We start from the raw sequence: 12,033 nt of genomic DNA on the forward strand, positions 1-12,033 counted from the left end.
CGCTAAATCAGGACTTGAGGCTGCTATCTCAGAGATTGCGGCAAATTTGAATGGTAGATTTGGTATTCAGACCAATTTCCCCAAAAATCACGCCAAAATCGGTGCCTCCGCTTTCATCTTGCCCAAAATACTCTGGGGTGAATGTAGTCAAATTCCTGTTTGACCGCAGAGGGGCAACGCCCCTCCACCCCCGATGCCGCTCAGGGCAGCAGTACAATTTTCCCTACAGCACCCCGGTTCAGGATCCGCGCCAGCACCTCGGGCGCCTCAGCCAGCGGGTAGCGCCCTTCGATCAGCGGTTTGATCTGGCCGGTTTGATACCAGCCGATGAGCTCTTCCATATTGGCGCCGTAGACCGCTGGTTCGTGTTTGGTGAAATTGCCCCAGAACACGCCGACGACGGCGTACTCTTTGACCAGTGTCAGGTTCACCGGCAGTTTCGCAATGGTGCCGGAGGCAAAACCGATCACCAGCAGGCGCCCGTTGCGGGCCATGGCGCGGGAACAGACGTCAAACGCCGCGCCGCCCACCACGTCAAAGACCACATCCGCGCCGCGCCCGTCGGTCAGAGTCTTGATGTCCTCTTTCAGGGCGTCATAGCCGATGACCTCATCTGCGCCAGCGTCACGGGCAATCTGCTGTTTCTCAGGTGAAGAGCACACCGCGATGACCCGCGCGCCCATGATCTTGCCAATCTGGATCGCTGCCAGCCCCGTGGCCCCGGCACCGCCCAGTACCACCAGGGTTTCGCCCGCTTGCAGCTGCGCCCGTTGTTTCAGGGCATGATGCGAGGTGCCATAGGCCACCAGCAGCGCGTTGGCATCACCGGCATCCATTTCCCCAATCGGGAAAACCGCGGCCTCATGGGCCAGCGCCTGTTCGGCGTAGCCGCCAAGGTTCAACAAAGCCGCAACCCGTTCCCCGGGTTTGACCCGTGAGACCTCAGCCCCTGTTGCGATCACCTCACCCACGGCCTCCATCCCCGGCACAAAGGGCGCTTCTGGCCTCATCTGATAAAGTCCCTGCACCAGCAAGCCGTCGGGGTAGTTGACCCCGGCCGCCTCAACCCGCAACAGCACCTCACGTGGGCCGGGGGTGGGGGCTGCCATCTCATCGTAGCGCAGCTGCTCCAACGGGCCGAAACCGTCACAAATCACCGCTTTCATTCAACATTCCTCCGCTTGCACTTTAATGTGCGTTGCCTCTGAAGCTGACCCAGCGCAGACCGTCGGGCAAGCCTGCCAGGCGCTGCTTCCGACAAGCCCCTGAAATTGTGCAAAATTACGCTCCGTCGCAATTGTCGCTTTCGCTTTTGTAATTGCTTCCGCTCGGGCTACCTTCGCCGAAAGGGAGAACAAAAGGGAGGAGATCATGCAGGGCATGATGATGCATCGTCCGCTGCTGATCAGCGACATTCTGAGCTACGCCGCCGAGGCACACCCCCGGGCCGAGATCATCTCGGCGCGGACCGAGGGCGACATCCACCGGCAGACCTATGGCGAGACATTGTTGCGGGTGAACCAGCTGGCCAATGCGCTGAAGGCGCAGGGCGTTGAGATCGGGGATCGGGTCGCGACGCTGGCGTGGAATGGCTACCGCCATTTCGAGCTTTACTATGCGGTGTCCGGCATGGGGGCGATCTGTCATACGATCAACCCACGTCTGTCAACAGAGCAGTTGATCTATATCGTCAACCACGCCGAAGATAAGCTGATGTTTGTCGACACCACCTTTGTACCGGTTCTTGAGGCGGTGAAGGAGCATCTGCCAGCAGACATGGTCTATGTGGTAATGACGGACCGCGACCACATGCCGGACAACAGCCTGAACGCGCTGTGTTACGAAGAGCTGCTGGCGGCGGAATCCGATGTCTGCACCTTCCCCGAGTTTGACGAAAACACCGCCTCTGGCCTGTGCTACACCTCTGGCACCACGGGCAACCCCAAAGGCGCGCTTTATACCCACCGTTCGTCGGTGCTGCATGCGATGATGATCTGCGCCTGTCTTGGCCAGACCCTGCCCGAGGGAAAATCGGTGCTGCCTGTGGTGCCTTTGTTCCATGTGAACGCCTGGGGTCTGCCCTATTCGGCGCCGCTTCTGGGGCTGAACATGGTGATGCCCGGCCCCGCGTTGGACGGGCCAAGCCTATTCAAACTGATGGATCAGGAAAAAGTCCATTCCGCCTGGGGTGTGCCAACCGTCTGGATGGGCCTTCTGGCCGAGATCGAGGCCCAGGGGCGCAAACCCGAAGGTTTTGCCGATCTGGTGGTCGGCGGCTCGGCGGCACCACGGGTGATGATCGAAAAGCTGGAGAAACTGGAAGTCGCCGTGGGCCACGCCTGGGGGATGACCGAGATGAGCCCGATCGGCACCCACGGCAACATGCCCAGCTGGGTCAAAGCCCTGCCCTTTGATGAGATGGTCGACAAGAAAAGCCTGCAGGGCCGTCGCGTCTTTGGTGTTGATATGAAGATCGTGGACGACAATGGCGTTGCGCAGCCACATGACGGTGAGGCCGTGGGGGAGCTGTTTGTGCGCGGCAACACCGTGGTTTCGGGCTATTTCAACAACGAAGACGCCAGCGCCGCCGCGATGGACAGCGATGGCTGGTTTGGCACCGGCGACATCGCCAGTTTGGATGCCAACGGGTTCCTATCCATTCAGGACCGCGCCAAGGACCTGATCAAATCGGGGGGCGAGTGGATTTCCTCCATTGATCTGGAAAACGCCGCCATGTCCCATCCCGACATCGCAAATTGCGCGGCCGTGGCCATTGCCCATCCGAAATGGGACGAACGCCCCATTCTGGTTGCGGTGCCGGCGGGTGAGGCGCGTCCCAGTCTTGAGGATGTCCACGCCCATATGTCCGAACATTTCGCCAAGTGGCAGCTGCCGGACGATCTGGTCTGGGTCGAGGATCTGCCGCTGACCGCGACGGGCAAAATCTCCAAGCTGACCTTGCGCAAACGGATGGCGGATTACGTGCTGCCGGACCTGCGTTGACGGCCCACAAACAGAACGGATGAAAGGCGGGGCAACACCCCGCCTTTTTTATTGGCGGCAGCGCGCTAGATTTTCCTGAGATCCAAAATAAATGCACCCGGTCGACCGCCGCCAACCGGGTGCCACCCCTCCTGAGTACAGGAGTTGGCGAAACAGGGCTCCTCCCTTCCCCGTTTCGCAGGAACTGATTCGTCAGGAACTATAGGGGCAACTTTCTAGAATCGCCTAGGATTTTTCTTTGACACCCCCTTGTGTGTCAAAAACCTTCGGTTGCCTGATCGGGCCCGCTGCCACTCTGCGACGTTGCGTTCCCTTAACGTCAGCTGGCTTGTCCGGGCCAATTTGCCCCCCTATCCTCCGGCTTTGAAACATGCATCAGGGAGGGGTGACATGGAGCAGGCGCAGAACGCTCAAGCGGCTTTCCGCAAAGAGATTTCCAACTGGATCGACAGCCATTGCCCCACCAGTCTGCGCGATCAGAACCTTGGCGAAGACGGCATCGTCTGGGGTGGCAAACGCTGGCAGTTCCAGCGCGAGGACCAGAAAACCTGGCTTGAGGCCGCGATTGTCAAAGGATTGACCGCCCCCACGTGGCCCAAACCCTACGGCGGCGCAGGGTTCAGCCGCGCGGAAGAAAAGATCTTCCGCGAGGAAATGACCGAGCTCGGCGCGCCCTCACCACTAGAAAGCTTTGGCCTGTGGATGCTGGGCCCAGCGCTTTTGGGATTTGGCAGCGAGGCCCAAAAACGCCACTTCCTGCCCCCCGTCACTTGGGGCGAGGTCCGCTGGTGCCAGGGCTATTCCGAACCCGGCGCAGGGTCGGATCTGGCAAACGTGCAGACCCGCGCAGAAGACATGGGCGATCATTGGCTGGTCAATGGTCAGAAAATCTGGACCTCCTACGCGGATCAGGCGGATTGGATCTTTGCCCTGGTGCGCACTGACCGCGATGCGCCAAAACACAAGGGCATCACCTTCCTTTTGATCGACATGGAAAGCGCCGGGGTGACCACGCGGCCGATTCAGCTGATTTCAGGTAAGTCGCCTTTCTGCGAAACCTTCTTTGACAATGTGAAGGTGCCCAAGACCTATGGTGACGGCATCGACGCCCAAGTTGGGGAGGTCAACCGCGGTTGGGATGTGGCGAAATATCTGCTGACCCATGAGAGGGAGATGATCGGCGATGGCGCGGGCGGGCTGCTGTCGGGTCGTGCTGTTGGCAGCTTCCTACAAGACATCGACGACGCTGTGCTGGCAGATCCGGTGATCCGGGCGCAGGCCATGACGCTTGAGGTAGATGACATGGCCTTTGCCCTCACTCTGCAGCGCTACAAGGACCGCGCTGAGGCGGGGACCTCCTTAGGCGATTCCTCGGCGATGTTGAAATATGCGGGGACCGAGTTGAACAAACGGCGCTACGAATTGCTGATGTCCGCTGCTGGGGCGGATGGTCTGGAATGGGATGGGGCCCACGGCGCGTTGTCACCGGAATGGCTGCGCAGCAAGGCAAACTCCATCGAGGGCGGCACTTCTGAGGTGATGCTGGAAATCATCTCGAAACGGCTTCTCGGGATGCCGATGAAATGAGGGGCGAAGTATGACAGACATTCAGACCCTGATTGAAAGCGAAGATGAGGTCATGCTGCGGGATGCCGCGCGCGGTTTCTTGGCCGAGGCCGCGCCGGTGTCCGCCTTCCGCGCCCTGCGCGATGCGGGCGGGGCCTATGACAAGGCGCTTTGGTCCGAGATGGCGCAAATGGGCTGGACCGGTGTTCTGGTGCCAGAGGCGCAGGGTGGCGCGGATATGGGCCATCGCGCGGCAGGAATTCTGGCCGAGGAAATGGGGGCAAACCTTGTCGCCTCCCCCTTTCTGTCCACCGCCGTGATCGCCGCTACCGTGCTGCGGGGCGCAGGCGCGCAGGCGCGGCTGGAACAAATTACGCAGGGTGAAGTGACCTATGCGCTGGCCGTGGATGAGGGCAACAAACACGCGCCCGATGCCGTTACGATGAGGGCAGAGCCTGTGGGCAATGGCTACCGCCTAAGCGGTACGAAACGGCTGGTTGCAGATGGTGGGTTTGCTGACCGGCTCTTGGTGCTGGCACGGACTTCGGACACGGGGCTGACGCTGTTTGATCTGGAGGCTGGTGCCGCCGGTTTGGCACGAACCCCAAAGCGCACCATCGATGGGCGGGATCATGCGGATCTGTCGTTTGACGGGGTCGAGGCCACGGGGGCAGACATCCTTGGCACACTCGGCGATGGTCTTACTGCGCTGGGCCCTGGCCTGCTGGCCGGACAGGCCGCTGTCGCAGCCGAGCTAAGCGGGCTGGCGCGTCAGGCGGCAGGCATAACGCTGGCCTATCTGGGCGAACGCAAACAGTTCGGTCGCGCCATCGGCAGCTTTCAGGCGCTGCAACACCGCGCTGCGCATCTTTATGCGGAGCAGGAAATCACCCTGTCCGCCCTCATAAATGCCGGTCGGGTGCTGGACCATACGCCTGCGGAGGCAGAGCTGGCGGTCTCCCTGGCCAAAGCCCGTGCCACCGCAACCGCAAGACTGACTGTGTCAGAGGCGGTACAGATGCACGGCGGCATCGGCATGACTGATGAACATGACATTGGGTTTTACATGAAACGCGCCCGCGTCGGGGCGGAATACCTTGGCGATTATGGCTACCACGCTGCCCGCATTGCGGCTGCACGTGGTTTCTGACTGGGTAAGAAGGACAAGACATGAGTGATATCACAAAATCTCAACTGCTGGCGTCCAAAGGCGCCGATATGGGCACCTCCCGCTGGTTCGAGATTGATCAGAGCCGCATCGATATTTTTGCCGATGTGACAGAGGACCAGCAATTCATTCATGTCGACCCTGCGCGCGCAGCAGAGACACCGTTTGGCAGCACCATTGCCCATGGGTTCCTGTCGCTGTCGCTGCTGTCGGCGATGATGCTGGACGGGTTTCCCAAGATGACGGGCATGCAGATGGGGGTGAACTACGGCTTTGACAAGGTACGCTTCACCGCCCCCGTGCCGGTGGGCGCGCGGGTGCGCGGGCACTTCAAACTGGCCGATGTGGCCGAGCTGCGCCCCGGTGAGATTCAGACAACCTCGGAAGTGACGGTCGAAATTGAAGGGCAGGACCGGCCTGCCCTTGTCGCGCTGTGGCTGGGCCGGTTCTATTTCGGAGAAGAGACATGACAGACGTGAGATTTGACGGCCGTGTGGCCCTTGTGACCGGTGCAGGTGTTGGCCTCGGCCGCAGCCATGCGCTGGGACTGGCCGCCCGAGGTGCCAAGGTGGTGGTGAACGATCTGGGCGGCGCGGTCGATGGTAAGGGTTCTGGTTCGGACGCCGCCAAAGCCGTGGTAGAAGAAATCCGCGCGATGGGCGGTGAGGCGCTGGCCAATGGCGCGGACGTTTCGGACCACGCACAGGTCAAGTCAATGGTCGCCGAGGCGATCGATACCTTCGGGCGGGTCGACATTCTGGTCAACAACGCAGGCATCCTGCGGGACAAGACTTTTGCCAAGATGGAGATGGCGGATTTTCAGGCGGTGATGGATGTGCATCTGCTTGGCAGCGCCAATTGCACCCATGCGCTGTGGCCGCAGATGGTGGCGCAGGGCTATGGCCGGATTGTCTTCACCACCTCGGCGTCCGGCATGTACGGCAATTTTGGTCAGTCAAACTACGGCGCGGCCAAGGCTGGCATGCTGGGGCTGATGAATGTGCTGGCCATCGAAGGCGCGAAATTCGACATCCGCGCCAATATGCTGGCCCCTTCTGCGGCCACCCGCATGACCGAAAGCCTGCTGTCCGAGGATGTGCTGGCGCTGCTACAGCCGGAAACCATCACCCCCGGTGTGCTGGCGCTGGTCAGCGAGGATGCGCCGACCAAAATGGTGCTGGGCGCAGGCGCGGGCTGTTTTGCCGAAATCCAGATCCGCGAAACTCAAGGTGTGGCCTTGACCGACGACGCCCTCACCCCCGAAGCTGTGCTGGGCGCGATGGATCAGATCCGGGATCCCGCAGGCGCGGAACCAATGGACCATGCCTTTGCCCAGACCCGCAAATATGCGCGGATGGCGGCTGCAGCGCGCGGCCTGCCGCTGCCTTGGGACGAGTAGGAGAGTGGAATGAGCAACACTTCGGAATTGGATCTGGACGCGGTTGCCGCCTATCTGAAGGGACGGATCACTGGCTTTGAAGCCCCTCTCAGGGCCGAAAAATTTGCAGTGGGCCAATCCAACCCAACCTACCGGCTGACCGGTCCCAACGGATCCTGGGTGTTGCGCCGCAAGCCGCCGGGGGTCCTGCTGAAATCGGCCCATGCGGTGGAACGGGAATTTCGGGTGCAACAGGCCCTGGCGGGCAGCGATGTGCCGGTGCCTGCGATGCATCACCTCTGCGAAGACGATACGGTTATTGGGTCGCCCTTCTATGTGATGGCGGAAATCAAGGGCCGCCATTTCAACGATCCCCGCTTACCTGAGGTCGCCCTTGGTGATCGCATGGCGATCTTTGAGGAAATGAACCGGGTGCTGGCCGCCATCCATTCGGTGGATCTGTCCGCTGTTGGTCTTGCGGATTACGGCCCCGACGGCAATTACTACCGCCGCCAGATTGACCGCTGGACGAAACAATATCGCGCCTCAGAAACCGATCAGATCGCCCCGATGGAAGAGCTGATCACCTGGCTGGACCAAAACATTCCAGCCGAAGACGGCCAGCGCACTCTGGTGCACGGTGACTACCGGATCGACAACATGCTGTTTGCCCCGGACAGCGCCCAATGTCTTGCGGTGCTGGACTGGGAGCTTAGCACCACCGGCCACCCCTACGCTGATCTGGCTGCGGTTATCATGCAGTGGCAGATGCCCCCCGGCGGTGAAGGCCGTGGTCTAGCGGGAGTCAATCGTGGCACTGAGGGGCTGATGAGCGATCAGCAGTTTATCGAGGCCTATTGCACCCGCCGCAACCTGCCCGGCATTGACCGTTTCGGGTTCTACCTTGCCTTTGCCTTCTTCCGCATGGCGGCGATCCTGCAAGGGGTCTACAAACGGGCGCTGGATGGCAATGCCTCGGACCCCGCCCGCGCCAAAGCCTTTGGCGCCTATGTGCCGATGTTTGCCATACATGGCCTTGCGGCCGCTGACTGAAGGATCCCCGATGATCGACCCCGCCCTGCGCGAAGACCCCTATGCGCTGCAAAAACACCTCGGCTTTGAAATCACCGACTGGCAAGAGGGCTCTGCCCGCGTCGAAATGCCAATCCGCGAGGTGCACGGCAACCGTTACGGGATCCCGCACGGCGGCGTGCATGCCACGCTGATCGACACGGCAATGGGTTTTGCTGGCTGCTACACCGGCGACCCCGACAGGCCGCAGATGGCAATGACCCTGTCGCTGACGGTGAACTACCTGGGCCAGGTCAAGGGCGACCGCCTGATCGTAGAGGCCCGAAAAACAGGCGGCGGACGCAAAACATTCTTCGCCGAAGCGCTGATCACAGATGAGCTGGGCAACCCGGTGGCCAGCGGCATCGGCACCTTCCGCTACCGCACCGGAACCACCGCCCCCAAGGAGACCACACCATGACTGAAATGCAGCATATCGTTCTGGCCCGCCGCCCCGATGGGGCACCTGTGGCCGAAGATTTTCGTCTGGAAACGGCCCCCCTGCCGGTCCCCGGCGAAGGTGAGGTGCTGGTGAAGCTCAGCCACTTCTCACTTGATCCTTACATGCGGGGCCGGATGGATGACGCCAAATCCTACGCCGCCCCGGTGCCTTTGAACGGCACAATGGAGGCCGGCGGTGTGGGCGAGGTCATTGCCTCCAACCACGCGGGTTTTGCCCCCGGCGACATCGCCTTTGGCATGTTCGGCTGGGCCAGCCACGGCTGTCTGCCGGGAAAAGAGCTGCGCAGGCTTGATCCCGCCCACGGCCCCGTGACCGCCGCGCTGGGTGTGCTGGGGATGCCGGGCCTGACCGGCTGGGCTGGCCTGACGGAATATGGCCGCCCCCAAAAAGGCGAAACGCTGGTGGTTGCCGCCGCTACAGGGCCGGTGGGCTCAATGGTGGGGCAATTGGCCAAAGCGGCGGGGCTGCGGGTCATCGGCATTGCAGGCAGCGCTGACAAATGCCGCATGGCGGTGGAGACCTTTGGCTTTGACGCCTGTCTCGATCACCGCGCCTATGCAGATGCCAAAACCCTGCGCGCGGCTCTGGCCGAGGCCTGCCCGGAAGGCATCGATGTCTACTTTGAAAACGTCGCGGGCAAAGTGCTGGAGGCGGTCATTCCGCTGATGAACACTGGCGGGCGCATTCCGCTGTGCGGCATGATCGCCTGGTACAACGCGGGCGCATTGGGGGCCAACCAGCAAGGCGTCATGGACCAGCTGCCCAAACTCTGGCGCAGCATTCTGGTAAAACGTCTGCATGTGCATGGCTTCATCATCACCGACCACTTCCACCGCTACAGCGATTTCCTGAAAGAGGTTGGCCCCATGGTGGCCCGCGGTGACATCCGCTTTGTCGAGGATATTGCCGAAGGCCTGGAAAACGCCCCCGCTGCCTTTATGGCAATGTTGAACGGCGGCAACACCGGCAAACAGATCGTGGCGCTCTGATCTTTGGCGCACAGGGGAAGGGGCACTGCCCCTTCTTGCCCTCTGGGCAATTCATCCCCGGGATATTTTTGCCAATGAGAAGGCGGCGAGAAAACGGCTTTCTTCTTGGTCCAAATATCCTCGCCGAAGGCGAATTTATGCGGCGTAGCCTGCGATCAAACGGCTGAGGTGTTCATCCGTATCGCCCAGCTGCGCATCCAGCATGGTGAGGCGTTTGGCGTAATGTGACAGCGGGTATTCCCAGGTCATGGCGATACCGCCATGCATCTGGATCGTTTCCTCTGCCACTTGGCGTGCAACACGACCAATCAGGTGTTTGGCCATCGAGGTGTAGCGCGCACTGTCAGGCCCACCCAGTTCCGCGGCTGCTTTGATGGTGATGGACCGGGCCTGTTCAATCTCCATCAGCAGGTCCACGGTGCGATGTTGCAAGACCTGAAACGTCCCGATTGGCACGCCGAATTGTTTGCGCTGTTTCAGATAATCCAAGGTGGTGTCATAGGCCCATTGCATCGCGCCCACGGCCTCGGCGCAAAGCGCCAGAGTGGCCGCCTCGAGGGCCTGTTCCCACGCAGCCGTGGCGTCCGTCAACAGCAGACGGGCCTCAGTGTTGTCCAGCAACAGCTCAGCCGCGCCGCCGCCATCGATCATGGCATAGGCCTCTATCGTGGCCTCACTTGCCTGCACTTCAAACAGGGCCAACGTGCCGTTCAGACGGGCGGCAACAAGAATATGGCTGGCAGCAGCACCGCCATAGACCAGCGACTTCCGGTCCGACAGGCGATACCCACCGTCCGAAACCGTCGCCGCCATGGTGATGTCTTGCAGCGCGAAAGGGGCGTCCGGCTCCATCCATGCGGCGGCGTAGATTCGGCTGCCGTCCATCAGCGGGGTTGCATCCTGCCCTGCCGAAACCAGCAGGTTAGCCGCGATCAGGGCGGGCAGAACCGGTTCCGGGCAGAGCGCCGCGCCGAGGGTTTCAAACACGGTGGTGACGTCAAAGCCGGTGCCACCAAAGCCACCCATGTCCTCTGGGACCAGCGCATGTAGCACCCCCAGCTCCACCAGCTCCGCCCATTTGGCGGGGTCGTGAAAAGGCGCATCATAGGCCACAGAATTGCGGTATTCTGCGGGATATTGCTCGGCCAGGTAGCGGCGCAGACTGTCGGCAAGCATCTGGCGGGTCTCGGTCGGGGTGAAATCCATCGCTCAGAGCTCCAGCATGGTTTTGGTCAGGATATTGCGTTGGATCTCATTTGATCCGCCGAAGATCGAGGTTTTGCGGTTGTTGAAATAGCGTGCGGCGTTGTTGCCGGTGTCGGGCGGGCCAAACAGCAGGTTGCTTTCGCTGGCCACCCCCGTTGGCGCGGCCATTGGGCCAAGGGCGCGGCGGGCCAGATCGCGCAGTTCCTGATTGATCAGAGTGCCTTTGATTTTCAGGATCGAAGTTTCCGGCCCCGGGGCACCCTGTTTCTGGGCCTGAAACAGCATCCGGAGATTGGTGATTTTCATCGCCTCCAGATCAACCTCCACCCGCGCAAGACGGGCGGCGAAGAGCGGATCTTCGATCAACGGGCGGCCGCCGCGGCGCAGCTTGCGGGCCAGTGCCTTGACCTCTTCCAGCGCCTGAATGGAAAATCCAACGCCCGCAATGCCGGTGCGTTCGTGGGTCAGCAGGTATTTGGCGATGGTCCAGCCTTTGTTTTCTTCGCCCACCAGATTGCCCACGGGAACGCGCACATCGGTGAAGAAAACCTCGTTCACCTCATGGCCGCCTTCGATCAGCTTGATCGGGCGCATTTCGATGCCCGGTGTATTCAGATCAACCAGGATAAAACTGATGCCGGCCTGTGGCTTGGCCTCGGGGTCCGTCCGGCAAAGACAGAAGATCCAATCGGCGTGTTGGCCCAGCGTGGTCCATGTTTTTTGGCCGTTGATGACGTAGTGATCGCCGTCCCGCACTGCGCGGGTTTTCAAGCTGGCCAGGTCTGATCCTGCGCCGGGTTCCGAATAACCCTGACACCACCAGTCGGTGCCGTCGAGAACGCGGGGCAGATAGTGATCCTGCTGCGCCTTGCTGCCGAATTTCTGCAACACCGGCCCCAGCATGCTGACACCGAAAGGTACGATGCGCGGGGCGTAGGCGCGGCAGCATTCTTCCTCGAAGATATGGCGCTCTACCGGCGACCAGCCTGGCCCGCCGAAGGTCGTGGGCCAGGTGGTGGCTAGCCATCCCTGTGCGTTCAGGAGGGCGTGCCACTCTTCCATGATCTCTTTGCTCAGCTCGCCTCCGGCGCGCACCGCGCTGGAGATATGTTCTGGCAGATGTGTCGCCAGAAAGCCCCGGACTTCGGCCTGAAAGGCCTGTTCTTCAGGGGAGTAGCTGAGATCCATA

Annotated in this window: 11 protein-coding genes; 8 read left to right on the forward strand and 3 right to left on the reverse strand. The window is 61.2% G+C overall.

The genetic code is table 11. From position 1 onward, the window contains the following. Positions 1-200: 200 nt before the first annotated feature. Positions 201-1,166, reverse strand: coding sequence for an NADPH:quinone oxidoreductase family protein (locus tag SIC14_RS03825; RefSeq protein ID WP_412564508.1), 966 nt, complete (start codon positions 1,164-1,166; stop codon positions 201-203). Between the two features lie 205 nt (positions 1,167-1,371). Between SIC14_RS03825 and SIC14_RS03830 the strand changes: the two genes are divergently transcribed. From SIC14_RS03830 to SIC14_RS03865, 8 genes are all read left to right on the forward strand, one after another. Next, a complete protein-coding gene (locus SIC14_RS03830; RefSeq protein ID WP_412564509.1) occupies positions 1,372-3,003 on the forward strand; it encodes a long-chain fatty acid--CoA ligase in 1,632 nt (543 codons plus the stop codon). Positions 3,004-3,393: 390 nt separating this feature from the next. Continuing rightward, positions 3,394-4,590, forward strand: coding sequence for an acyl-CoA dehydrogenase family protein (locus SIC14_RS03835; protein WP_412564510.1), 1,197 nt, complete (start codon positions 3,394-3,396; stop codon positions 4,588-4,590). Between the two features lie 10 nt (positions 4,591-4,600). Further along, entirely contained in the window at positions 4,601-5,719 is a 1,119-nt protein-coding gene (locus tag SIC14_RS03840; protein WP_412564511.1) for an acyl-CoA dehydrogenase family protein, read from the forward strand. A 20-nt stretch (positions 5,720-5,739) separates the two neighbouring features. Beyond that, the gene (locus tag SIC14_RS03845; RefSeq protein ID WP_412564512.1) at positions 5,740-6,207 is read left to right on the forward strand and encodes a MaoC family dehydratase; all 468 of its coding nucleotides are present in this window, start codon (positions 5,740-5,742) and stop codon (positions 6,205-6,207) included. Continuing rightward, a complete protein-coding gene (locus SIC14_RS03850; RefSeq protein ID WP_412564513.1) occupies positions 6,204-7,136 on the forward strand; it encodes an SDR family NAD(P)-dependent oxidoreductase in 933 nt (310 codons plus the stop codon). Before SIC14_RS03845 ends, SIC14_RS03850 begins: the two co-directional genes overlap by 4 nt. Before the next feature lie 9 nt (positions 7,137-7,145). After that, positions 7,146-8,168 carry a phosphotransferase family protein gene (locus SIC14_RS03855; protein WP_412564514.1) on the forward strand — a complete coding sequence of 341 codons (1,023 nt, stop codon included), beginning with the start codon at positions 7,146-7,148 and terminating at the stop codon, positions 8,166-8,168. A gap of 10 nt (positions 8,169-8,178) precedes the next feature. Continuing rightward, the gene (locus SIC14_RS03860) at positions 8,179-8,607 is read left to right on the forward strand and encodes a PaaI family thioesterase (protein ID WP_412564515.1); all 429 of its coding nucleotides are present in this window, start codon (positions 8,179-8,181) and stop codon (positions 8,605-8,607) included. Beyond that, positions 8,604-9,638 (forward strand): NADP-dependent oxidoreductase, encoded by a 1,035-nt coding sequence (locus tag SIC14_RS03865; RefSeq protein WP_412564516.1) that lies wholly within the window; start codon positions 8,604-8,606, stop codon positions 9,636-9,638. Before SIC14_RS03860 ends, SIC14_RS03865 begins: the two co-directional genes overlap by 4 nt. 135 nt (positions 9,639-9,773) lie before the next feature. On the opposite strand, the gene SIC14_RS03870 is transcribed toward SIC14_RS03865, so the two are convergent. Both SIC14_RS03870 and SIC14_RS03875 read right to left on the reverse strand, forming a co-directional pair. Next, on the reverse strand, positions 9,774-10,844 hold the full coding sequence (locus SIC14_RS03870; RefSeq protein ID WP_412564517.1) for an acyl-CoA dehydrogenase family protein: 1,071 nt from the start codon (positions 10,842-10,844) through the stop codon (positions 9,774-9,776). A gap of 3 nt (positions 10,845-10,847) precedes the next feature. Continuing rightward, positions 10,848-12,032, reverse strand: coding sequence for an acyl-CoA dehydrogenase family protein (locus tag SIC14_RS03875; RefSeq protein ID WP_412564518.1), 1,185 nt, complete (start codon positions 12,030-12,032; stop codon positions 10,848-10,850). Position 12,033: the final 1 nt, after the last annotated feature.

It is taken from the genome of Thalassobius sp. MITS945101, assembly GCF_047123305.1.
Classification (GTDB): domain Bacteria; phylum Pseudomonadota; class Alphaproteobacteria; order Rhodobacterales; family Rhodobacteraceae; genus Thalassobius.

Bases quoted from the DNA above. Each gene is read 5' to 3' on its own strand.
- SIC14_RS03855 (WP_412564514.1), top strand. From the start codon at position 7,146: ATGAGCAACACTTCGGAATTGGATCTGGACGCGGTTGCCGCCTATCTG.
- SIC14_RS03870 (WP_412564517.1), bottom strand. From the start codon at position 10,844: ATGGATTTCACCCCGACCGAGACCCGCCAGATGCTTGCCGACAGTCTG.
- SIC14_RS03860 (WP_412564515.1), top strand. From the start codon at position 8,179: ATGATCGACCCCGCCCTGCGCGAAGACCCCTATGCGCTGCAAAAACAC.
- SIC14_RS03840 (WP_412564511.1), top strand. From the start codon at position 4,601: ATGACAGACATTCAGACCCTGATTGAAAGCGAAGATGAGGTCATGCTG.
- SIC14_RS03850 (WP_412564513.1), top strand. From the start codon at position 6,204: ATGACAGACGTGAGATTTGACGGCCGTGTGGCCCTTGTGACCGGTGCA.
- SIC14_RS03875 (WP_412564518.1), bottom strand. From the start codon at position 12,032: ATGGATCTCAGCTACTCCCCTGAAGAACAGGCCTTTCAGGCCGAAGTC.
- SIC14_RS03865 (WP_412564516.1), top strand. From the start codon at position 8,604: ATGACTGAAATGCAGCATATCGTTCTGGCCCGCCGCCCCGATGGGGCA.
- SIC14_RS03825 (WP_412564508.1), bottom strand. From the start codon at position 1,166: ATGAAAGCGGTGATTTGTGACGGTTTCGGCCCGTTGGAGCAGCTGCGC.
- SIC14_RS03830 (WP_412564509.1), top strand. From the start codon at position 1,372: ATGCAGGGCATGATGATGCATCGTCCGCTGCTGATCAGCGACATTCTG.
- SIC14_RS03835 (WP_412564510.1), top strand. From the start codon at position 3,394: ATGGAGCAGGCGCAGAACGCTCAAGCGGCTTTCCGCAAAGAGATTTCC.
- SIC14_RS03845 (WP_412564512.1), top strand. From the start codon at position 5,740: ATGAGTGATATCACAAAATCTCAACTGCTGGCGTCCAAAGGCGCCGAT.